General features: G+C 32.0%; 30 protein-coding genes. 13 read left to right on the top strand and 17 right to left on the bottom strand.

The genetic code is table 11. From position 1 onward, the window contains the following. Positions 1-46 precede the first annotated feature (46 nt). Positions 47-955: a diacylglycerol/lipid kinase family protein gene (locus tag AAON49_RS09620; RefSeq protein ID WP_349554308.1), complete on the top strand. Its 909-nt coding sequence runs from the start codon at positions 47-49 to the stop codon at positions 953-955. Here the strand turns inward: AAON49_RS09620 and AAON49_RS09625 are convergent. Then, on the bottom strand, positions 948-2432 hold the full coding sequence (locus tag AAON49_RS09625; protein WP_349554309.1) for a T9SS type A sorting domain-containing protein: 1485 nt from the start codon (positions 2430-2432) through the stop codon (positions 948-950). The genes AAON49_RS09620 and AAON49_RS09625 overlap by 8 nt on opposite strands. 121 nt (positions 2433-2553) lie before the next feature. Between AAON49_RS09625 and AAON49_RS09630 the strand changes: the two genes are divergently transcribed. The 5 genes from AAON49_RS09630 (at position 2554) to AAON49_RS09650 (ending at position 5900) form a co-directional block, all read left to right on the top strand. Further along, positions 2554-2724 carry a hypothetical protein gene (locus tag AAON49_RS09630; protein ID WP_349554310.1) on the top strand — a complete coding sequence of 57 codons (171 nt, stop codon included), beginning with the start codon at positions 2554-2556 and terminating at the stop codon, positions 2722-2724. A gap of 585 nt (positions 2725-3309) precedes the next feature. Next, positions 3310-3741, top strand: a complete 432-nt coding sequence (gene rpiB, locus AAON49_RS09635; protein WP_349554311.1) for a ribose 5-phosphate isomerase B — start codon at positions 3310-3312, stop codon at positions 3739-3741. Further along, positions 3741-4187: a GNAT family N-acetyltransferase gene (locus tag AAON49_RS09640; protein ID WP_349554312.1), complete on the top strand. Its 447-nt coding sequence runs from the start codon at positions 3741-3743 to the stop codon at positions 4185-4187. Before rpiB ends, AAON49_RS09640 begins: the two co-directional genes overlap by 1 nt. A 74-nt stretch (positions 4188-4261) precedes the next feature. Then, the gene (gene recA / locus AAON49_RS09645; protein WP_349554313.1) at positions 4262-5269 is read left to right on the top strand and encodes a recombinase RecA; all 1008 of its coding nucleotides are present in this window, start codon (positions 4262-4264) and stop codon (positions 5267-5269) included. Between the two features lie 67 nt (positions 5270-5336). Continuing rightward, positions 5337-5900: a GNAT family N-acetyltransferase gene (locus AAON49_RS09650; protein WP_349554314.1), complete on the top strand. Its 564-nt coding sequence runs from the start codon at positions 5337-5339 to the stop codon at positions 5898-5900. Positions 5901-5907: 7 nt separating this feature from the next. Here AAON49_RS09650 and AAON49_RS09655 read toward each other — a convergent pair whose 3' ends face one another. From AAON49_RS09655 to AAON49_RS09695, 10 genes are all read right to left on the bottom strand, one after another. After that, positions 5908-6315, bottom strand: a complete 408-nt coding sequence (locus tag AAON49_RS09655) for a hypothetical protein (RefSeq protein ID WP_349554315.1) — start codon at positions 6313-6315, stop codon at positions 5908-5910. A gap of 63 nt (positions 6316-6378) precedes the next feature. Beyond that, the gene (locus tag AAON49_RS09660) at positions 6379-7047 is read right to left on the bottom strand and encodes an FMN-binding negative transcriptional regulator (protein ID WP_349554316.1); all 669 of its coding nucleotides are present in this window, start codon (positions 7045-7047) and stop codon (positions 6379-6381) included. A gap of 2 nt (positions 7048-7049) precedes the next feature. Next, positions 7050-7634 (bottom strand): RDD family protein, encoded by a 585-nt coding sequence (locus AAON49_RS14415; protein ID WP_502942943.1) that lies wholly within the window; start codon positions 7632-7634, stop codon positions 7050-7052. 20 nt (positions 7635-7654) lie between these two features. Next, complete coding sequence (locus AAON49_RS09665) at positions 7655-8050, bottom strand: VOC family protein (protein ID WP_349554317.1); 396 nt, start codon at positions 8048-8050, stop codon at positions 7655-7657. 32 nt (positions 8051-8082) lie between these two features. Further along, the gene (locus AAON49_RS09670) at positions 8083-8487 is read right to left on the bottom strand and encodes a helix-turn-helix domain-containing protein (protein ID WP_349554318.1); all 405 of its coding nucleotides are present in this window, start codon (positions 8485-8487) and stop codon (positions 8083-8085) included. A gap of 12 nt (positions 8488-8499) precedes the next feature. Beyond that, on the bottom strand, positions 8500-8844 hold the full coding sequence (locus AAON49_RS09675; RefSeq protein ID WP_349554319.1) for a hypothetical protein: 345 nt from the start codon (positions 8842-8844) through the stop codon (positions 8500-8502). A gap of 73 nt (positions 8845-8917) precedes the next feature. Next, entirely contained in the window at positions 8918-9559 is a 642-nt protein-coding gene (locus AAON49_RS09680) for a class I SAM-dependent DNA methyltransferase (protein ID WP_349554320.1), read from the bottom strand. Further along, positions 9556-9960, bottom strand: a complete 405-nt coding sequence (locus AAON49_RS09685; protein ID WP_349554321.1) for a hypothetical protein — start codon at positions 9958-9960, stop codon at positions 9556-9558. The genes AAON49_RS09680 and AAON49_RS09685 overlap by 4 nt, the downstream gene beginning before the upstream one ends. Then, positions 9935-10366 carry a dUTP diphosphatase gene (gene dut / locus AAON49_RS09690; protein WP_349554322.1) on the bottom strand — a complete coding sequence of 144 codons (432 nt, stop codon included), beginning with the start codon at positions 10364-10366 and terminating at the stop codon, positions 9935-9937. Before dut ends, AAON49_RS09685 begins: the two co-directional genes overlap by 26 nt. A gap of 11 nt (positions 10367-10377) precedes the next feature. Continuing rightward, positions 10378-10713, bottom strand: a complete 336-nt coding sequence (locus AAON49_RS09695) for an avidin-fold protein (protein ID WP_349554323.1) — start codon at positions 10711-10713, stop codon at positions 10378-10380. A 122-nt stretch (positions 10714-10835) separates the two neighbouring features. On the opposite strand from AAON49_RS09695, the gene AAON49_RS09700 reads away from it, so the two are divergent. Next, positions 10836-11831, top strand: coding sequence for an NAD(P)H-dependent glycerol-3-phosphate dehydrogenase (locus AAON49_RS09700; protein ID WP_349554324.1), 996 nt, complete (start codon positions 10836-10838; stop codon positions 11829-11831). Here the strand turns inward: AAON49_RS09700 and AAON49_RS09705 are convergent. After that, a complete protein-coding gene (locus AAON49_RS09705) occupies positions 11828-13153 on the bottom strand; it encodes an aspartate kinase (protein WP_349554325.1) in 1326 nt (441 codons plus the stop codon). The two genes, AAON49_RS09700 and AAON49_RS09705, sit on opposite strands and share 4 nt — an antisense overlap. A 108-nt stretch (positions 13154-13261) precedes the next feature. Between AAON49_RS09705 and AAON49_RS09710 the strand changes: the two genes are divergently transcribed. Next, positions 13262-13921, top strand: coding sequence for a hypothetical protein (locus AAON49_RS09710; RefSeq protein ID WP_349554326.1), 660 nt, complete (start codon positions 13262-13264; stop codon positions 13919-13921). Between the two features lie 3 nt (positions 13922-13924). Here AAON49_RS09710 and AAON49_RS09715 read toward each other — a convergent pair whose 3' ends face one another. From AAON49_RS09715 to pheS, 5 genes are all read right to left on the bottom strand, one after another. After that, on the bottom strand, positions 13925-14614 hold the full coding sequence (locus AAON49_RS09715) for a LytR/AlgR family response regulator transcription factor (RefSeq protein WP_349554327.1): 690 nt from the start codon (positions 14612-14614) through the stop codon (positions 13925-13927). Then, the gene (locus AAON49_RS09720) at positions 14604-15665 is read right to left on the bottom strand and encodes a sensor histidine kinase (RefSeq protein WP_349554328.1); all 1062 of its coding nucleotides are present in this window, start codon (positions 15663-15665) and stop codon (positions 14604-14606) included. Before AAON49_RS09720 ends, AAON49_RS09715 begins: the two co-directional genes overlap by 11 nt. Next, the gene (locus AAON49_RS09725; RefSeq protein WP_349554329.1) at positions 15652-16365 is read right to left on the bottom strand and encodes a hypothetical protein; all 714 of its coding nucleotides are present in this window, start codon (positions 16363-16365) and stop codon (positions 15652-15654) included. The genes AAON49_RS09720 and AAON49_RS09725 overlap by 14 nt, the downstream gene beginning before the upstream one ends. A gap of 108 nt (positions 16366-16473) precedes the next feature. Further along, the gene (locus AAON49_RS09730) at positions 16474-16869 is read right to left on the bottom strand and encodes a hypothetical protein (protein WP_349554330.1); all 396 of its coding nucleotides are present in this window, start codon (positions 16867-16869) and stop codon (positions 16474-16476) included. A 3-nt stretch (positions 16870-16872) separates the two neighbouring features. After that, positions 16873-17904, bottom strand: a complete 1032-nt coding sequence (pheS, locus tag AAON49_RS09735) for a phenylalanine--tRNA ligase subunit alpha (RefSeq protein ID WP_349554331.1) — start codon at positions 17902-17904, stop codon at positions 16873-16875. A 206-nt stretch (positions 17905-18110) separates the two neighbouring features. Here pheS and gdhA point away from each other — a divergent pair, with 206 nt between their 5' ends. From gdhA to AAON49_RS09760, 5 genes are all read left to right on the top strand, one after another. Continuing rightward, positions 18111-19454, top strand: a complete 1344-nt coding sequence (gene gdhA, locus AAON49_RS09740) for an NADP-specific glutamate dehydrogenase (protein WP_349554332.1) — start codon at positions 18111-18113, stop codon at positions 19452-19454. A 108-nt stretch (positions 19455-19562) separates the two neighbouring features. Further along, entirely contained in the window at positions 19563-20177 is a 615-nt protein-coding gene (locus AAON49_RS09745) for a LysE family transporter (RefSeq protein ID WP_349554333.1), read from the top strand. A 25-nt stretch (positions 20178-20202) separates the two neighbouring features. After that, on the top strand, positions 20203-21285 hold the full coding sequence (gene dinB, locus AAON49_RS09750; protein ID WP_349554334.1) for a DNA polymerase IV: 1083 nt from the start codon (positions 20203-20205) through the stop codon (positions 21283-21285). Continuing rightward, positions 21285-21737 carry a GNAT family N-acetyltransferase gene (locus AAON49_RS09755; protein WP_349554335.1) on the top strand — a complete coding sequence of 151 codons (453 nt, stop codon included), beginning with the start codon at positions 21285-21287 and terminating at the stop codon, positions 21735-21737. Before dinB ends, AAON49_RS09755 begins: the two co-directional genes overlap by 1 nt. Further along, positions 21734-22843: an NAD(P)/FAD-dependent oxidoreductase gene (locus AAON49_RS09760; protein ID WP_349554336.1), complete on the top strand. Its 1110-nt coding sequence runs from the start codon at positions 21734-21736 to the stop codon at positions 22841-22843. The genes AAON49_RS09755 and AAON49_RS09760 overlap by 4 nt, the downstream gene beginning before the upstream one ends.

The following is a 22843-nucleotide window of genomic DNA, read 5'->3' on the forward strand; positions in this document are numbered from 1 at the left end:
TTATCATTGTATTTTGTACTTTGCTTTTATTAATTATTATTTTTCTATGTCTACACCTTGGTTTTTAATTGTAAATCCTAATTCTGGGACACGTGATTTTACGAAGTCGTGGGGAAAAATTCAGCAATTTTTAAAGGACCAAAGAATAGATTATTCTTTTTCATTCACAACACATTCAAAACATGAAATCCTTCTTGTAGAGGAAGCTTTAAAACAAGGTTTTCGGAAAATCATTTCTGTAGGCGGAGATGGAACCCTACATCATGTTGTAAACGGAATTATGCAGCAAAGATATGTAAAAAGTTTTGATATTAAGTTAGGAGTTATTCCTTTAGGAACAGGAAATGATTGGATAAAAACTTATAATATTCCTAATTCAGTAGAAGAATCTATTACTATTCTTTTAAAAAATAAAACTACACTTCAAGATGTTGGATTGATTGAAACAGAAGATGGAAAAAAGGAATATTTTAATAATATAGCAGGAATTGGTTATGATGGATATGTGGTTTATAAATTAAATTCTTTAAAACGATTAGGTTCTATTGCATATCTACTTAGTGGATTACAAGGTTTGTTATTCTACAAAAAATCTAATTATAAAATCATTGTAAATAATAAAACAATAGAAGGAAAATGTTTAATGATTTTATTTGGTATTTGTCAATACTCTGGAGGTGGTATGCAAATGACAAAGGGAGTTGACCCTAAAGACGGTTTATTTGATATAACTATAGCTAAGAATTTTTCTTTTTGGAATTTGGTATTGAATCTTCCAAAACTTTACAACGGACAAATTGTTTATCATAAAAAAGTAGAAACTTACAAAGCACAATGTATTGAAATTCAAGAGTTAGACTCTAAAAAATCATACATAGAAGCAGATGGAGAATTAATTGGTACAGGAAATTTAAAGGTATCTATTTTAAAAAATGCTATTCAAATTATTACTTAATAATTAATTTTTGAGTAGACTTTCCTTGATTTGTATTTATTTCTACAAAATACAAACCAGAAGATAATTCATGAATATTCGTAATATTAGTTCTTGATACTTTTACTAACTGACCTAATTGATTGTATATAGATATTTTTTTCAACAGAATATTATCATTTAATTGGATATGAATCTCATTTTTTGACGGGTTAGGATAGAGGTTTACTTTTTGAAATAATGGATTATTTATTGATAAAACATTTGCTAAACCATAAACTTGAACATGACCTGCACTACTTAAACTACCACCAATAAAAGGTCCACCAATAGCTACTATAGATCCATTTGATGATAAACTTACTGAACTTCCTGAAAAAGAACTTGATGCTCCATCAATGTCTATACCTGCTTGTTCCCAAACTTGCAAGGTATTGTTATATTGATAAATTCGAACATGACCCGCAAAAGAAGGAGTACCATCTCCGTTTGCTCTTGCACCTACAGCTACAATAGAACCATCAGAAGATAAGCTCACAGAAACACCTGAATCATCTGCAGAGTATTCACCATCTAAATCACTCCCTAATTGTTCCCAATCTCCTAAACCAGAGTTATATTGATAAATACGAACGTGACCTGAACTTGGTCCACTTCCATTATTAAAAGGTGCTCCAATTGCTACAGTAGAACCATTAGAAGACAAGCTTACAGAATACCCTGAATCATCTCCAGAGGACTCTCCAAAAATAGATGAACCTTTTTTTTCCCATACTTGCGTGTTTGTATTGTATGTATATATTTCAACCATTCCACCAACTCCACCAGATATAGCTCCAACAGCAAGAGTATGTCCATTAGTAGATAGATTTACAGAATATCCAAATCTTCCTCCAACAACAGAAGAAGTGATTATTTCTGAACCTAATTGTTCCCAAGCTGTGGTGTTTGTATTGTAAGAATAAACTTTTACTCTACCATTATCTATGCTATGAAAAGGTGAACCAATAGCAAGAATGGAACCATTAGAAGATAAACTCACCGAATGTCCTGACTGATCTCCATTTGAAGTACCATCTATATCATTTCCTAGTTGCTCCCAAGAAGTCGTATTTGTATTATATGTAAACACACGAACATGACCTTCATTATTTGCACCATTAAAGCGTGCTCCGATTGCTAAAATAGAACCATCATCTGAAAGACTCACTGAATGCCCAAATTGATCATTTGATGATTCTCCTAAAATGTCATTCCCTTCCTGTTCCCAGGTTGATGTACCGTTATTAAATCTATATACACGAACTAGACCTCCATTAGATCCAGTTAAATCATTTAATGGCGCACCTATAGCCAACACAGAACCATCAGCAGATAAACTTACAGATGTTCCAAATTCATCACCAGCTGAAACTCCTTGAATATCATTACCTAATTGAGTTTGACTAAAAATATAATGTGTTATAAAAAGGAAACAAAAGAGTATTATTTTTTTCATAGAGTAGTATTTTATCTAAAGTTAACAGGATAAAAAGTTTGTAAAAGTTAAAAAAATCTTAAGAAAAATGTAACGTTTGTTAAAATAAGACGTCTTTACAGTAAGAAACAATCTCTTTTAAGTGAAAGACTTACGTAAAATAATAGCTTTATTTATCTTCATTTTTGTTGTAGGAACAGCAATAACTATTGCTTCTATAAACAATAAATTAGATAAAAATTCAACAAAAGAAACTGTAGAGATATCTAAAGACTCTACTCAATCTTTATCAAAAGAAAAGAAAACAGTTTAACTTCTTCCTTTTCCTTTATTTAATTAAACATCTTACAAATTAATACATCTAAAAAAAACTGTTATTAACAATTGTATTAATTATCATTTATTCTTCTTTTTTAAAATTTAAAAAGATGTTTATTATAATAGGATGTGAATATCAACAATAAAAAAGAAGTTAATTTTTTTGATTTATCACTTATTAAAAAACATTCACACTTTATTAGAATAATAACTACTTATAAATCAAATAGGTTTGTGGTTTATTAACAAAACTTATAAACATTAATACACATATTTTTATTGAGTTTTTTTCTGATTTTATATGTAAACAACATGTAAATTTTATGTTGATAAATGTTCATTAAAAAATAAAAACTCTTGTAGGTTTTTTAAATAAAACTTCTGTATTGTAATAAATTCCTTAATAATCAAATTTATTTTTTAAAACTTTCTGATAGTTCTTAACAATTAAGTAAAACAAGATAAAAGCTTCTTTATGAATAGGTTATTAAGAAATGAAAAAAATAGAAATATAAAAACTGTTGATAACCGTATGTATTTGTATTTTTGTGTAGAATAACACAATTAAAACCAACATATTATGAAAATTTCCATTGGAAATGACCACGCTGGAACGGATTATAAATTTGCTATTGTAGAATTGTTACAATCAAAAGGAATAGAAGTAGAAAATTACGGAACCGATTCGCATAGTAGTGTTGATTATCCAGATTTTGTACATCCTGTAGCTAAAGATGTAGTTGCAAAAAAATCTGATTTTGGAATTCTAATATGTGGAAGCGCTAACGGTGTTGCTATGACAGCTAATAAATATCAAGAAATAAGAGCTGGTTTATGTTGGACAAAAGAGATAGTAGAATTAATTAGACAACATAACAATGCTAATATTTTATGTATTCCAGCAAGATATACTGCTATTCCTCAAGCGCTTCAAATGGTAGAAACATTTTTATCTACTGAATTCGAAGGAGGCCGTCATCAAAACAGAGTAAATAAAATACCTGCTTGTTAATGATAGATTTTGTAGTTAAAGAATTTACAGAATTAACTGCTGTTGAAATCTATCAAATGCTTCGATTAAGATCTGAAGTTTTTGTGGTGGAACAAAATTGTGTGTACCAAGATATAGATAGTAAAGACCAAAAAGCATATCATGTTCTTGGTTATAAAAACAATATATTAATAGCTTATGCCAGAATTTTTGATTCTGGAGATTACTTTCAACTTCCAAGTATTGGAAGAATTCTTGTTCAAGAAGAAGAACGAAAATTTAAGTATGGATATGAATTAGTAGCTCATTCAATCCAATTTATTCAAAACAATTTTAGAGAAAAATCGATACTTATTTCTGCGCAAACATATTTACTCAAATTTTACAATTCTCTAGGATTTATTCAACAAGGAGAAGAGTATCTAGAAGATGGTATTCCTCATATGAAAATGTTGAGAACTTCATAAACATCGCATAAAAATATTACTTGTTTTTTGTACCTTGCTTTCTCGTATTTTAATCAAGAAAAATAGCATAAAACATGTCAACAGATAAAGAAAAACAAGCCAAACTTAAAGCATTGCAACTCACTTTAGATAAGTTAGACAAGACTTATGGAAAAGGTGCTGTAATGAAAATGGGAGATAGCGTTGTAGAAGATGTAGAAGCCATTTCATCTGGTTCATTAGGTTTAGATTTAGCATTAGGAGTAGGAGGATATCCTAGGGGAAGAGTTATAGAAATTTACGGACCAGAATCTTCTGGAAAAACAACACTAACATTACATGCTATTGCTGAAGCTCAAAAAGCTGGAGGTATTGCTGCTTTTGTAGATGCTGAACATGCTTTTGATCGTTTTTATGCAGAAAGTTTAGGTGTAGATATAGACAACCTTATAATTTCACAACCCGATCATGGAGAACAAGCATTAGAGATTGCTGATAACTTAATACGATCTGGTGCTATTGATATTGTTGTTATTGATTCTGTGGCTGCTTTAACTCCAAAATCTGAAATTGAAGGAGAAATGGGAGATTCTAAAATGGGATTACATGCCCGTTTGATGTCTCAAGCATTACGTAAATTAACAGGAACTATTAGCAAAACAAACTGTACTGTAATTTTTATAAATCAGTTGCGTGAAAAAATAGGAGTGATGTTTGGAAACCCAGAAACAACAACTGGAGGAAATGCTTTAAAGTTTTATGCTTCTGTTCGATTAGATATTAGAAGAAGAACGCAGATTAAAGATGGTGATCGTGTAATTGGAAATTCCACCAAAGTAAAAGTTGTAAAAAACAAAGTTGCGCCACCATTTCAAACTGCAGAATTTGATATTATGTACGGAGCGGGAATTTCTAAAGTAGGAGAGGTGTTAGATATTGGTGTAGATTTAGGAATTATTAAAAAAAGCGGATCTTGGTTTAGTTATGGTGAAACAAAACTCGGACAAGGAAGAGACGCTGTAAAATCCTTAATTAAAGACAATCCAGAGTTAATGGAAGAATTGGAAGGAAAAATCAAAGACGCTATTAACGAGCAAGATTAAAACATAAAAATTCATAAATTAAAGGCTAAAAGTAAACTCTTTTAGCCTTTTTTATTTTTAAGACTTTATGGATAAAAAACTCACAAAAGATAAACAGACTATTTCTAAAGAACTTCAATTACAAAGAATCTTAGAAAAAGATCATGAAAATTTGTATGCTTTAATGAAACGTATTTATCCGCCAGCATATATCAATTATTGGCAAGATAATGGAGATTGGTATGTGAATGATTTGTATAATATAAACAACCTTAAGAAAGAACTTAAAGAAGAAAACACAGATTATTTTTTTGTTTTATTAAACAACCAATGTATAGGTATTATGCGTATTGTGTGGAATTTAGATACTCATTACCTAAACGACAAAAATTATGTAAAACTTCACCGATTGTATTTAGATCAAACCATACAAAATAAAGGAATTGGCTATCAACTAATGAGTTGGTTAATCAACAAAGCAAAACAAGAAGGATATAAAAAATTATGGTTAGAAGTGATGGAAAAACAATCTCAAGCACTATATTTTTACCAAAAACTAGGATTTAAAGAAGTTGATAAAGTTTTTATTGATTTTCCTTTAGTTTATAATGAATATAGAGGGATGTATAAAATGGTTAAAATATTAACTTAGAAGAATATTATCTTTCAAATTCCTTCAAAAAACCATCTGCAGCAATACCATCATCTAGTTTTAATATAAAACCATCTATATAAACATCTCCTTGTTTAACACCATTAACATAAAGAGTTTGTAATTGATTATTTTCTTCTATTTCAAAATTATAAGTACCACTATCTAAGCCCGCATATATATCTTGTGGACCTGTAGTAGTGATATTGTTTTCAACAGTCAGGAGGTTGTTTTGCAAATCAAAAGTCCACTTTACCAACCCATGGTTGTAATCAATATTAATTCCCTGCAGCCCGCCACTTACATTTCTTAAATTCCACGTACCATTAATTGTTTCATCATAGGAAACATTTGTATCAAGACAAGTAGTTAGAAACAACATTCCAAGAAAGAAAAAAGAGGTCAAGGTTTTCATTATCTATAAGCTAGAGTTCTATTTAATAGATACTTAAAACACAAAAAGGTTGCGTACAAAAATTTATGAATCAAATTGATTAGGATCCCAAACAACACCTAAAGGAAATAATTCATCTGTTCTTTTTTTCATCTCTTGTGCTACCAAAGCACTATTTCCACCCTTTTCCTCAAGTTTAGAAATAATATTTAGGTAACTTTCTTTATCTCTATTTTGACTTAGTTTAAAGACGTTTTGAATGTTCTCAGCTTTTATTTCGAAACCAACAATAGCAGGCATCATCTTATTTAAAAAACTATCAGGAAGATTATCATAAAAAGTTGGCGACTGATCATTCCCCTCTTCAAATTTTAAAGTAAGTTTTTTCATAAACTTTACAAGATCATCATCGGACATAAATGTTATTTCTCCGCTAATATGTACACTCATATAGTTCCATGTTGAACCAATTTTGGGATTAGAGTACCAAGAAGCACTCACATAACTGTGAGGGCCCGTAAAAACAAGTAAAGCTTTTGGATTCTCTATAAAAGCTTTGTGGTGATCTGTTTTTCTCATGATATGACCTTGTAAAAAAAGCTCTCCATCTCGTTCTTCAATTAAAACAGGAACCTGTGTAGCTACCTGATTTCCAGAGAGGCTACTACCTGTTAAAAACGCAAAAGGATGTTGTTTGAGAAAAGCTAGTATTTTGTTCTGGTCTTTTTCTTTAAAGTAAGAGAAGTTGTACATAGTTATTCTGTTTTTTTCTTATTTACTTTTTTTAGTTCATAAATAATTTTTGATGAGAATATTATAATTATACCAAAAGAAATAAATATTCGAAAAAAATCAATCTCATACTTTTTTTCAAGAAAACCAATTGTTATTTCGCTAAAAAAGAAAAAGTAAAAAACAAAAAAACAAACCTTAGTATAGTTAACTTCTTGTTTTTTATTGTCTTTTACAACAAATGTGTTAGAGATATTATCATGAATAGCAGTTTCATCGTCACTTATTGCAGAAACTAAACTAAAAAATCTAGACAGAGTTCTTTTTATAATTTGCGATATACTAGGCTTCTTATTTTCTTTATTTACCACTTTTGAACCTGTTTCAAATTTAGCAGGTGTTTTTCCAAAAAAGTACTCAAAAAAGAAATAATATAATGTTCTTACGAAGTAATAAATTAATATATCAAAGAAGAGGTTGTCAAAAAACAAATAAGAACAAGAAAACCCTAGGGATGAAGAAATAAAAAAATCAATTGAAAAGTTTTTAATCCTATCGTCTTCACTAGCAAGGTCTAAGTTTTTAAATATCTTATTAGTTATTATCACGTCTTTTTTATAGAAGTTTTTTACAACTCTTCAACAAGTTGAATATTATTTCCGCAGGTGTCATTAAATACCGCAAACTTTACAGTACCCATTTTTGAGGGTTTTACACTAAACTCAACATCTAGTTTTATTAATCTTTCATATTCGGCGTCAACATCATCAACATCAAATTGAGTGTAAGGAAACCCTGCTTCCATTAACGCATCTTGAAAAACCTTGCAAGGTTCAAAATGATTGGGTGCTGGTTCTAGCAATAATTCTGGACCGTCTTGCCATTCAGGAGAAACTAGAGTTAACCATCTATTTCCGCCTCCTAAAGGGGTGTCTTTCTTTTTAAGAAAACCTAACTTTTCTGTGTAAAACTTCAACGCTTTTTCTTGATCTCTAACCGGAATACTAATTAATGTAACCTTCATTTTTAATATCTTTTTATTATAAAGAGCTAAGGTTAAAACTTAGGGTTTAATTTACTTCTTGAAAGTTGCTCTTTTTGAAATTCACTAGGAGATTTTCCTGTTTTTGTTTTAAACAAAGAACTAAAAGACCCTAAACTTTCAAAACCAACAGCAAAACAAGTTTGGGTAACCGACATTCCTTTTTTTAGGTTTTCTTTTGACTTCGCAATTCGTTTATCTATTAAATATTGTCTAGGTGTAAGACCGTAGTATTTTTTAAACAACCTTAAAAGATGGTATTTAGACACAAAACGATTACGAGATAAAACATCTAGATTTATATCACGATCATAGTTGTTGTTAATATAGTTACGAATTCCTATAACAGTTTCTATTTGCGCCTGATTTGAATAAACTACAGCCCGAACTGTATTTAGTTTTTTCTCGTAGAACGTCATTCTTGTGTATAATTATTTATCTGTAGTCATTGAATGAACTAAAAAAACGGAAGGAACAATAACAACAAGCAGCTCAAAAGCAAAATAAATGTTTCCGGTGTAGTAGTATGCTACAGTAGACACTATAAGCCAAATAAAAAATAAAACGAATCCAATATTTTTATAATCAGTAAGCTGTTCTTTGTTTACTTTTTTTCTTTCTAAAACTATATTTTTAGCAACTTCTTTTGCTAGTTGTATAGGAAACCCCTTTTTTTCGAGTTTCGCATAAATCACATCCTCTTCAAGTCCGGAATTTTTAAATTTCAAGCCTTCTAGGTAAGCTTTATGTTTGAGCTGTTCACGTATATTTTTCATAAAAATTTATTTTTAATCTAACCAACGATTGTTAGCTAAACGAATATGCTCTAAGTTACAAAAAATATAGTTTTTATATACAGTTCTTTTGTGCGTTTACTATAATGTGCGTTTCTGAAATGGTGTCAGATCTTTTGTATTCCTTTTCAAAAAAGCCAACAACAGTCATTTTATTTAGTTCTAACTCTTTTTTAATTCTATTGATTTCATGGTAATAAAAGTATGTTTTATCCCCCGAACTACCAGACACAAAACCTGACCTATCATAGTTTCCAGGGACAAAACTTATATATAAAATGCCTTTATCAGACAGCAATTTACTACAATCAGAAATCAGATTTGAACAGTCATGTTTTGATAAGTATGGAATGGTAAAACCACAAACAATACCATCAAACTTTGACTTGATAGTATTGAGGTTTCTACAATCCAAAACTTGAACCTCAACCTCTGGGTTATTTCTTTTAGTCAAATCAATCATATTTTTCGAAACATCAGTTGCTAAAACCTTTAGTTTAGGTTTTAAATTCAATATACGACGAGTGATATTACCTGGCCCGCAACCTATTTCAAGAATAGAAGCATCAGGTTTTGTTAGTAAATCACAAAAACTCTTGTATGTGTCGTTATAAAGATCAAGCTCCATAAACTTTTCTTCATAAAGCTGAGCTATATTATCCCATGTTTTATGTGTTTCTAAATATCTATCTTTCACTTTTCAATTTTACCATAGTTTTTCAATACTTTCAAAACCCACAAAGTCTGTATACCAGCCCACTCTAATTTTGTTCCTTCACTGATACCATACCAAGTATCCCAACGACCATCATCTTTTTGACGTTTAATTAACTCTGCAATGTCAGATTCGATAGCTTCTTTTGTGAAAGAAGAATATAGAATACTTTCTGAGGATGTTGCATAGTTTAAACGATGTGGTTTTCCATATAAACCCCAACCTTCATCAGATTTATCTTCGCAAAGTATTCCGTTGTTTGATACCCAGTTCTTCAGGTTTTTAATAGTGTTTTTTGCCTTATCTTGACTTCTAGTGTGTTTTAAAAAAAATAAATAACTCCCTTTTAACAGAGTGTTAGACTCCCGTACTTCCAAAACCACCAGCGCCACGTTCCGTTTCACCTAAAACCTCTACCTCTTGCCAGCTTACACGTTCGTGTTTGGCAATCACCAATTGAGCCACTCGTTCACCATCTTGTATAATGAAGTCTTCGTTTGACAGATTCACCAATATTACACCTATTTCACCACGATAGTCAGCGTCTACAGTTCCAGGACTGTTTAAAACAGTGATTCCTTTTTTTGCCGCGAGACCGCTTCGCGGTCTAACCTGTGCTTCAAAACCCGCCGGCAACGCAATGTACAAACCTGTTTTTACAATTACTCTTTCTAAAGGTTTTAAAACAATAGATTCCTCAATATTTGCGCGAAGATCCATTCCTGCAGATTGTTCCGTTTCGTAAGCCGGAATTTGATGTTTAGACTTGTTGATAATTTGTACGTTCATGAAATAAATTTTTAGATTTCCTCCAAAACAGAGCTACCTTTAGACCGATCTCCAGAAGACCATTGCCATGACTCATAAAGACGAATCTTTCCATTAGAAAGAACCTCTGGAGTAGACACACATGTTCCTGTTTTTAGCTCTCCGTTTTTGTTAATTTGATGATATCGCATGTCAATCACTCCTTCTTCATTTACCACTCCAATCAAATGCCCTTTTAGAATTGTTCCGCCAGAATATTCACAACTAAGAATATTTCCCTCTTGTTGATATGTGAAAAGGACACCCTCCGAAACCTCTCCGTTTTCAGAGTTTTGTATAGGTTTAAAAGTCTTATTGTGATAGTTCATTTTAAGATGTGAAAATCGAAATAAACGATGAAAGACATCGATAAACAAATATAATAATTCAGCCTAGTTTGGGTCAAAGAAATTAGAATTATTACATTTGATTAAACTAACAAAAATCAAGTATGAGTACACATCCTAAAATAGCTGTTTTAGGCGGCGGAAGTTGGGCAACAGCCATTGTAAAAATGTTGTCTGAAAACCTAGAATCTATTGGATGGTACATGAGAAGTGTATACGCAGTTGAACACATTAAAAGAAACAAACACAACCCAAATTACTTAAGCTCAGCAGAACTACACCCAGAACAGTTAGACCTTTCTTCTGACATAAACGAAACAGTAAAAAAATACGACTACTTAATTTTTGCAATCCCATCGGCTTTTTTAAAATCTGAATTAGACAAGCTTTCAGAATCTTTAGAAGGAAAGGTTATTTTTTCTGCCATCAAAGGAATCGTGCCCGAATCAGGATACATTGTTGGAGAACATTTTTTTGAAATCTACAACATTCCATTTGAAAATATTGGAGTAATTACTGGACCTTGTCATGCCGAAGAGGTTGCTATGGAACGATTGTCTTATTTAACCATTGCATGTAAAGACCAAGAGAAAGCAACAATTCTTAGCAACTGCTTAAAAGGAAGATACATTAGAACGAAAATTTCTGACGATATTATTGGAACCGAGTATGCCGCAATGTTGAAGAATATTTATGCAATAGCCGCAGGAATTTGTCATGGGTTAGGATATGGCGATAATTTTCAATCGGTGTTGATGAGCAATTCTATTCGCGAGATGAAACGCTTTATCAAAAAGGTTCATAAAATGAAACGAAACATCAACAACTCTGCTTATTTAGGAGATCTTTTAGTAACCGGATATTCTACCTTTAGTAGAAACAGAATGTTTGGAAACATGATAGGAAAAGGATACACCGTAAAATCTGCCATGTTTGAAATGAGCATGGTTGCAGAAGGATATTACGCCACAAAAAGTGCTTATCTACTTAACCAAGAAAAAGGAGCAAGAACACCAATTATTGATGCCGTTTATAGTGTTTTGTATGGAGGAAAAGAAGCTAAAAAAGTGTTCGAAAAACTAACTACAAAACTTAATTAAGCTTCAAGAGCAGCAAGTTGATGTTTAAAAAGCTGTGCATTTAATGCATTTAGCGCCTCTACTTTATGAGCTGTTTTTACCAATAATGAAACATTGTAATTACTACCACCATAAGAAATCATTCGTATAGGAATGGTTTTTAAAGCGTTAAAAACTTGAGCACTAATACCTTCTTTGTTTTGAGAAAAATCTCCAGCAACACAAACAATGCTTAAGTTTTTATCAACCTCAACAGTTCCAAATTCTTGTAGGTTTTCTACAATTTCAGACAAATACTCATTGTTGTCAATAGTTAAAGAAACCGCAACCTCAGAAGTGGTAATCATGTCAATTGGGGTTTGGTAAGTTTCAAAAACCTCAAAAACCTTTTTCAAAAACCCATAAGCCAATAACATTCGATACGATTTTATTTTAATGGCAGTAATTCCATCCTTAGCTGCCACAGAAGTAACCCCATCATTAACAGTTGAATTCTTAATAAGGGTTCCTTTTTGTGCTGGACTGAATGTGTTTTTAAGTAAAACAGGAATGTTGTTGTTTTTTGCAGGAATCAAACTTTGAGGATGCAATATTTTAGCACCAAAATAAGCTAGCTCAGCAGCTTCATCAAAAGAAACTTCCTTTATAGAAAATGTGTTTTCTACATAACGAGGATCATTGTTGTGCATACCGTCGATATCTGTCCAAATTTGAATTTGTTCTGCGCTTACAGCAGCTCCAATTAAAGAGGCCGAATAATCGCTTCCTCCACGATCTAAATTTGAAATGTTTCCAAAAAAATCTCTACAAATAAAACCTTGAGTGATAAAAATCGATTTTTCTTCTTTTTTAAGAATAGACTGAATGTTTTTTGAAATAAGCAGCGTATCTGGTTCTTGGTTTTTATCCAAAACCATAAAATCTAAAGCAGAAATCAAGGAGCTTTCAATCTTTTTTTCTTGCAAAAAGAATTGAAAAATATGAGTAGAAATAATTTCTCCTTGAGCGATTATTGTTTTAGTATGTGATTCTTGATAAGCTTGTTGAACTAGAGTTTTGATTTCTTCTATTTTAAGGCGAACAAAATTTTGGGCCACCTGAAGAAAGGTAGCTGTTTGAAACAATGGGTTGACAACTTCAAAACAGCGAGACTCTAATTGTTGTAGAGTTTGTAAGACGTCTTGATTACCCTCTTGATACTGATTGTTTAATTGAACCAATAAATTTGTAACCCCAGAAAACGCAGACAAAACAACAATTTTTTGCCCTTGCTCTTGATTGATTATCTCAACTACTTGCTGAATACTTTCTGAACTTCCTACAGAAGTTCCTCCAAACTTCATGACCACCATAAATGTTAAATTTTAGACAAAAGAAAAACAAGGGCTAAAGAAGTACAATTTTATTATATATTTTTACAAAATATAACACAGTGTTATAAATTAAACAACATGAAAACTATTCAAGAAGCGGTAGAAAGAACCATAAGAAAAACGCCATTTATAGAAGAGGCGTTAAATGAAAAATTAATCAATGTTTCTTCTTTAGCAAGAATCATTTTACCTGATGTTTCCAAACTGCTTCAGAAAGAAGTAAAAGTTGGTGCTGTAATGATGGCAATTAATAGATTATCACCAGCTAGTGAACTTAGAATTCGTAAAAACATTCGAAAATTTACACTAGCACTTGGTGACTTTATTGTTCGCTCTGATCTAAGTGACTACACGTTTAAAAACACGAACTCACTTCTGAAACAAATTGCTAGAATTTTAAACAAGGCAGCTGAAAGCAACGATTATTTTATTACCGTATCTCAAGGTATTTTTGAAACAAACATTGTAATCAGCGAAAGTTTACAATCCTATGTAGAAGAGTTTTTCAAAGAAGAAAGAATGATTAATAGCGTGCAGAATTTAGCATCTATTACCATCAAGCTTCCGAAAGAAAACTTAGAACAATCTGGAATTTACTATTTCATTCTAAAACAATTGGCTTGGGCAGATATTCCATTACAAGAGGTTATTTCTACAACAAATGAAATGACGATTGTTGTTAAAGAAGAAGACATCAATCAAACATTTGCCATTTTAATGGACATGAAATCAAAATAATAGTTATTCGTTTTTAAACTTCTGTAAAAAACCGGAACGATATTTCTCTCCGAGAGGGATTTTTTGACCATTTACTACAACCTGATTACCTTCTATTGTTGTTGCTTTGCTCAATTGCACAGCAAACGACTTGTGAACCTGAATAAAACGTGAAGGAAGAAGCGAGAGAATCTTCTTAAACGTGTTGTTGGTGAGAAGAAATCGATCCTCAAGATGAATTTTCACATAATCGCCAAAAGCTTCAATACAGAAGATAGAATTCACGTCAATTTTATGAAGCTTCTTATCGGCTTTAATTAAAATAGTTTCTGATGCTTGTTTTTCAGGTTCTTTAGACTGAATCAAAGTCACAACCTTATTCACGGCACTTAAAAAACGTTCAAAAGAAAAGGGCTTCAACAAATAGTCTACAGCACTTACATCAAAAGCTTCAACAGCATATTCAGAATAAGCAGTTGTAAAGATTACAGCTGGAGGGTTCCGTAAAGATTTATAAAATGAAAGACCAGAAATTTTTGGCATGTTGATATCTAGAAAAATGAGATCTACACTTTCTTGAGATAAAAAAGAAAGTGCTTCAACGGCATTGTTACATATTCCAGATAGGTTTAGAAAATCAACTTTTTTTAAGTGATTTTTCAGAACGATTTGAGATGAAGGCTCATCATCAATAATCAAACAGTTAATCTTCATGGGTACTAATTTTTAAAGAAACAGCAAAAGATTTTTCTGACTCAGTAATTTCAAATGAATGAGAATTAGGATATACCAAAGCTAAATTTTGTTGAATATTTTGAAGCCCTAATCCAGAATATTGATCATCAGAAACGGCAGTGCCGTCAGAGATATTATTTTCTATATAAAAATAAAAATCACCTCTATTTTGAGTAAGCTTTATGTTGATGAATGTGTTTTTTACCTCACCTTTTATTCCATGTTTAAAACTATTCTCTATCAAAGGCAATAACAACATCGGATACAGAAGAAATTCGAGATCTTGAATATCCGTTTCAAATGAAACATTTGCAGAATCGTGATAACGATATTTTTGAAATTCGAGGTATTTTTGAATCAATTCAACCTCTTTTTTTAATGATATTTTTCTGTCGGCAGTTTCATAAAGAACATATCTAAGAATATGTGATAGTTGTAGAATTGCAGAAGAGGTTTCTTCTTTTTCTTCCAAAGAAAGCGAGTACAACACATTTAAAGAATTGAACAAAAAATGAGGATTGATCTGAGACTTTAAAGAAGTAAGCCTGTTTTGAATTTCAATATTTTCATTTCGTAACAACTCGTTTTTCACCTTATTTAATTGAAACCAATCGCTTGCAAGTTTTACTAGAGTGGTTCCTACCAAGAACACAGAAAAAATAATAAATAACGTTGTGTTGGAATGATAGGAAACAAAATAATAATCTGGAAAAATAACATCAATATAAGAGTTAAAAAACCACTTGTTTGTCTCTGTAAAAAGAAGCAGGTTAGCTAAAAAGAGTAAGAAAAAAAGCAGGTATCGTTCCTTGCTTAACAGGAACGGAATTAACACATAAAGATTTATAATAACAGGAATAATAATAGTAAACACAAAAGCTCCTGTATAGATATAATCGATCTTTTGAGGAGAAAAACTTTCCGCAAAAAAGAATAACAACACAAAATAAGAAACTAGCCACAAAGCAAGGTTAAAAACCAATGCGTTGCGGCTGTTCTTTTGATTGAAATGAAAACTAAGGTTTTGCATTTGTTTTTGTTAATGTGAATTTAGTATCAGATTTCCACTTATCTTGATTTTTAGAAGCCATATACTTCTTGATAAATTTTTGTAACTCTTCAGGTTTTGCAGTTAATAAAATACCGCTTTTATCAACCCCTGTTTTTTCATGTTCAATTTTGATTTTCTTTTCTTTAAAAAGCTCTTTTAAACGACTTTCATCTAGCCAGCTTAATTGCACACTTTTGTCTTCTGCAACATCAAACTTTACCAAAGAATGTGTACTAACTAAATGATTTTCTATAAGGGATTCTGCATTTATGTCTACCATTAAGGGAGTAAAATCTAAAAAGTACTGACCCTTTATTTTAAACGGATTTGCAAAGAAAGCAGCCTCTTTTCCTTTTTTGGTTCTTTTAATATAGTACCCGTTTTTATACTCATTGTAGAGTTCGTAGTCTTCAATATCTTCTTCTTTTTCAGGCTTATTTATTTTTACAGTAGTCTCAATTTTCATATCGTTAACTTGCTCACTCTTAGAATGCTCTTTAAAAAACTCGTTTTTAAAAGGAATAATCTCCCAAACAGCTCCTTGATTATCTTCCCATGTTCCTATCAAATTCTCATTGTAAGAAACGGTTTCTTTAGTGTAAAAAGGATGCAACGATTTTACAAAACAAGAGCTAAACAATACAACGCTTAATAAAAGGATAAAACTTCGATTTTTCATAATGCTTTAAATTTAATTATTCTGGGTCAAAGCAAAGAACAACTCGAAGGAAAAGAAAAAAAATCGTTGAACACGGTATTTTTCTCGACAAAACCAGGAAACAAATAATTAACGAGCTAAAACCCCTCTTTTGTTTAGAGAAGAAATCATTCTAATACTACCTTCTTTGATACTGTTTTTAGGAAACAAAAAAGTCTTGTCAAATAAGGTGTTTTCTGAGAAGAAAGAAACTTGAAATTGATTATTTAGTTTAAAAAGTTCAGGTTGAATCATCTCTATTTTAGCAAAAGAGTTGGCGGGCAAAACATCAACTTTTTTTCGCATTATAGAAGTTTGATCTTTCTCATCAAAACCTTTGGAAACGATTACAACCATTTCTAAATCAACATTTTTTTCATTGATGATATAGATATTCCAATCATCAGTTTTATAAATGTCGTTGTATTCTAAAACGGCAGCTACTTGAACCCCAGAAACTGAGGGAATTTGAATGTCTTTTTTCAAAACTTATAAAACAGATTTGAATTGCTCTAAGAAACGCACATCATTTTCGTAGAACATGCGAATGTCAGGAATTTGATATAATAACATAGCAATCCGTTCTATTCCCATTCCAAAAGCATAACCACTATAAGTAGAAGAATCTATATTGCAATTTTCCAAGACATTAGGATCTACCATACCACAACCCATGATCTCTAACCAACCTGTTCCTTTGGTAATTCTATAGTCGGTTTCCGTTTCTAATCCCCAATAAATATCTACCTCTGCACTTGGCTCAGTAAACGGGAAATAAGAAGGACGAAGGCGAATCTTTGATTTTCCAAACATTTCTTTAGTAAAATAAAGAAGCGTTTGTTTTAAATCGGCAAAAGAAACATCAGTATCTATATACAAACCTTCAACCTGATGAAAGATACAATGCGAACGAGCAGAAATATCCTCATTTCTAAAAACTCTACCTGGAGAAATAGTTCTAATAGGAGGCTTGTTGTTTTCCATATAACGAACCTGTACTGAAGAAGTGTGAGTTCTTAACAAAGTGTCTTTAGCAACATCTTGAGATTTTTCAATAAAAAAAGTATCCTGCATATCTCTAGCGGGATGATATTCAGGGAGATTTAAAGCAGTAAAATTATGCCAGTCGTCTTCAACCTCAGGACCTTCAGATACCGTAAAGCCAATTCTGTTAAAAACATCAATAATTTGATTTTTTACCAAAGAAATAGGATGACGAGAACCTAGTTGAATTGGTTCAGCAGGACGAGTTAAGTCACCGTAAACCCCTGTTTCTTCTTGAGCATTCTCTAATGCTTCATTCAAGGAAGCTACTTTTTGTTCAGCGGCCTTTTTCAAATTGTTTAACGCCTGACCAAAATCTTTTCGTAGTTCGGCATCAACATTTTTGAATTCAGCAAAAAGGTTTTTCAACAAACCTTTACTTCCTAAATACTTAATTCTGAACGCTTCAACCTCTTCTTTTGAAGCCGATTGAAAAGCGCTTACTTCCCCTAAAAGTTCTTTTACTTTATCCAGCATGATTGTACTTCAATAATCAAAGGGCAAAGTTACATTTTTTCAAAACATATGGTCACTGAAAAAAGAAGAATCCTACAATGAAAGCGAAAACGTTTGAAATGAGGCATTAAGAGCGATAACAAAAGAAAAAAAATAGCAACTAGATATATGAATTTCTATATCTTTGCCACTTAAAAACAAACAAACCTTTAAATTATAATAAATCAATGGAAGCAAAAATCAATGCTTTTATGGAGTTGGTGAAACAGAGAAATCACCACGAGCCAGAATTTTTACAAGCTGTACAAGAGGTTGCAGAAACAGTAATTCCTTATATCGCTTCTAAAGAAATTTACTACGGGAAAAACATTCTTTTAAGAATGGTAGAACCAGAAAGAGTAATTTCATTTAGAGTAAACTGGGTAGATGATTCTGGAGAGATTCAAGTAAATAGAGGATATAGAATTGAGATGAATTCGGCAATTGGACCTTACAAAGGAGGATTGCGTTTTCATCCAAGTGTAAACTTAAGCATCCTTAAGTTTTTAGCCTTCGAACAAGTGTTTAAAAACTCTCTTACCACATTGCCAATGGGTGGAGGAAAAGGAGGTTCTGATTTTGATCCTAAAGGAAAGTCAGACAATGAAATCATGCGTTTTTGCCATGCTTTCATGAGCGAATTATTTAGACATATTGGACCAAACACAGACGTTCCTGCAGGAGATATTGGAGTTGGAGGAAGAGAAATTGGATTCATGTTTGGAATGTACAAGAAGTTAAGAAATGAGTTTACAGGAGTGTTAACTGGTAAAGGAGCTTCTTGGGGAGGTTCTTTAATTAGACCAGAAGCAACAGGATACGGAAATGTATATTTCGCTCAAAATATGTTGGCAACACAAAACGACTCTTTTGATGGAAAAATAGTAACCATCTCTGGTTCTGGAAACGTAGCTCAGTTTGCCGCTGAAAAAGCAATCGAGTTAGGAGCTAAAGTAGTAACAATGTCAGATTCATCAGGACATATCTATGATGAAGAAGGTATTAATACTGAAAAATTAGAATTCATAATGGATCTTAAAAATGTAAGAAGAGGTCGTATACATGAATATGTTGAGAAATATCCAAATGCTAAATTCGTAAAAGGAGAAAAACCATGGAATGTAAAATGTGATATTGCATTACCATGTGCTACTCAAAACGAATTGGATGGAGAAGCTGCAAAAGCATTAATAGCTAACGGATGTAAGTGTGTTAGTGAAGGAGCAAATATGCCATCTACACCAGAAGCAATTGAAGCATTTCATAAAGGAGGAGTTTTATTTGCTCCAGGAAAAGCATCAAATGCAGGAGGAGTTGCTGTATCTGGTTTAGAAATGAGTCAAAACTCATTACGTTACAACTGGACAAGAGAAGAAGTAGATGCTAAACTAAAGCAAATTATGGCAGACATACATACTGCATGTGCTAAGTATGGTTCTAATGAAGACGGGTCTATCGACTATGTTAGAGGAGCAAACATTGCTGGATTTGTAAAAGTTGCTGATGCTATGCTAGCTCAAGGAGTTGTATAAAACAGCATTTTAATCATAAATAAAAGGCGTCTTTTAAAGACGCCTTTTTTATTTGTGAAAAATGAGCATTTTTGTAATTGGTTTTTATCAAGCAAACAAAAGCGTTATATGGAAATTGTTTTTCATTTTGTTTTAGGGTTCGTTATATCCCTTTTGGGATTTCTATTCCCAAGTATGTTGAGCATGACAATTATCAAAATAAGCTTAAAAGAGAACAGAAAAACAGCGGTTTCTTTTGCTTTTGGAGCGTCTTTTATTATTCTAGGACAATCGTATTTAGCTATTGCTTTTTCTAAAAAGTTAATGAGCAACCCTGCTTATTTGTTCACGCTACAACAAATAGGATCCTTTGTGTTTTTAGGTTTGTCTATTTACTTCTTTTATAAAGCTGCGCAATCGAAAAAGAGTCAACCAAAAGAAAGGAAAATAAAAGGATTCTCTTTAGGGTTATTACTCTCCTTTTTAAACATGTTTGCCATTCCATTCTACTTTGGAAGCACAAGTTCATTAGCTATGGCAGGATGGTATGAATTTAATCCAATTAATAATTTTTGTTTTGTAATAGGATCTTCTCTAGGAGTATTAGTGTTATTATTAATCTATGCAAGCTTGGCTAAAAAATTAGAAACAAAGATGCTAAAATTAGCAAATCAAATGGATTTTATCCTTGGATGTGTACTCGCTCTCATCGCTATTTTCAGCTTTATAGATATTCTTTCATAAGAAGAAAGTTTTGTAGTTTTATTGAGTGTCAGAAAATCCTCAATATCGTAAGATTATTCATGTAGATATGGATGCTTTTTATGCTTCCGTAGAGCAATTAGACAATCCAGATCTAAGAGGAAAGCCAGTGGCAGTTGGAGGAAGCGAAAAAAGAGGAGTGGTCTCTGCAGCAAGCTATGAAGCAAGGAAATTTGGTGTAAAATCTGCGATGAGCGGTTTGCTGGCAAAACAAAAATGTCCACATATAATCTTTGTAAGACCTCGATATGAACGATACAAAGAAATATCTACCAAAGTTCGAGAAATTTTCTACGATTACACAGATTTGGTTGAACCATTATCTCTTGATGAAGCGTATTTAGATGTTACTGAAAACAAGAAAGGAAATCCTTCTGCAAGTATGATCGCTCAAGAAATACGACAGCGAATATGGGAAGAGTTAGAGTTAAGGGCTTCAGCAGGGATATCAGTTAATAAATTTATTGCAAAAGTTGCATCAGACATCAACAAACCCAATGGACAAAAAACAATTTCACCCGAGGAAATGATTCCTTTTTTAGAAGAACTGCCCGTTAATAAATTTTATGGAGTTGGTAAAGTAACAGCCGCTAAAATGCACAATCTAGGAATCTTTACTGGAATGGACCTGAAAAAGAAATCTCAAGAAGAATTAACACAACTCTTTGGGAAATCAGGAAGCTTCTATTACAACATTGTAAGAGGAATTCATCATAGCAAAGTAAAGCCTAATAGGATTCGTAAGTCCATTGCTGCTGAGAGAACTTTTTTTGAAAACATTTCTTCTGAAGTTTTTATGCTTGAGAAACTGACCAAAATAGGAGAAGAACTCGAACGCAGAATGGTGAAATCTAACACCAAAGGAAAAACGATCACTTTGAAAATAAAGTATAGCGATTTTACACAGCAAACTCGAAGTAAAACCATTCAAGAATTTATTCAGCTAAAAGAAGAATTTATGCCCATTGTTAAAGAGCTGCTATATCAAGAGAAATTAAAAGATTCTGTTCGTTTGTTAGGAATTTCTTTTGGTAATTTAGACACAGAAAAAAAAGAACCTGTTTGGGTGCAATTAAAATTTGACTTTTAATGTATACAATCAAAAGAACAGATAAAACAGACAGTGACTTTGTCAATTTAGTAGCAGAGCTGGATGCTTATTTAAAAGTTACAGATGGAGAAGATCATGGGTTTTACAATCAATTTAATGGATTAGAAAACATTCATCATGCAATTGTTTTATACTCAGGAAGCAAAGCCATTGGTTGTGGAGCAATTAAAAAGTTTGACGCAGATTCGGCTGAGGTAAAACGAATGTATGTTCAACCGGATCAAAGAGGCACTGGAGCAGCAACACAGATTTTAACAGGACTTGAAGATTGGGCAAGAGAATTAGGTTTTAAATGCTGCATATTAGAAACAGGAAGTCGCCAAGTAGAAGCGGTGCGTTTTTATTATAAATCTGGATATCAAAAAACTGCGAATTACGGGCAATATATAGGGGTAGAAAACAGCAATTGTTTTGAAAAATATCTTTCATGAATTATAGTTATTGGGAATATAAAGAATGGTTTGCAGACAATGATTTTGTTATCGTAGGAAGCGGCATTGTAGGTTTGAACTGTGCTATTCAATTAAAAGAGAAGTTTCCTACATCGAAGGTTTTAATTTTAGAGAAAGGTTTGTTACCTCAAGGAGCCAGCACAAAAAATGCAGGCTTCGCCTGCTTTGGTAGTGTATCAGAGCTGCTGAGTGATTTAAAAACCCATTCTGAAGAAGAAGTTGTTCAATTGGTTCAAAAGCGGTGGAAGGGATTAGAATTACTTCGAAAAATGTTGGGTGATGAAAAGATTGATTACCAGCATCACAAAGGATATGAACTTTTTCAAGACAAGACTTTTTTTGAAACGTGCAAAGATGAAATCCCTAGACTAAACAAACTTCTCTTTCCGATCTTCCAAGAAGAAGTTTACACATCAACAGAAAACAAATTTAGGTTTCGAAATATAGTTCCGAACTATATAGTAAATGAGTTTGAAGGTCAGATTGATACCGGAAAAATGATGATTGAACTCCTCAAAAAAGCGCGAAACTTAGGAATTAAGATTCTAAATAATGTAGCGGTTGAAACTTATACAGACATCAACAAAAAAGTTGCTCTTAAAACGAATAAAGGAGAAGTTATAACTAAGAAATTATTGCTAGCTACCAATGGTTTTTCAAAGCAACTTATTCAGGAAGACATCAAACCAGCTAGGGCTCAAGTATTGGTAACAAAACCTATTGATAAATTGCACATAAAAGGAACATTTCACTTAGAAGAAGGATATTATTATTTCAGAAATATTAATAACAGAATTTTATTTGGAGGTGGTAGAAATCTAGATTTTATAACAGAAGAAACAACAACATTTGGTCAAACTCAATTGATTCAAGAAAAGCTAGAACAATTATTAAGAGAGGTAATTCTCCCAAACAACAAGTTTGAAATAGAACATAGATGGAGTGGAATTATGGGTGTTGGAAATCAAAAGAAAGCAATTGTAAAACAGATAACTAACAACACTTTTTGCGGAATCCGATTAGGAGGAATGGGAGTTGCTATAGGCTCTTTGGTAGGAAAAGAACTAGCAGATTTAATAGACTAA

Origin of the sequence: Pseudotenacibaculum sp. MALMAid0570, assembly GCF_040151415.1 — a bacterium.
Lineage (GTDB): Bacteria > Bacteroidota > Bacteroidia > Flavobacteriales > Flavobacteriaceae > Polaribacter.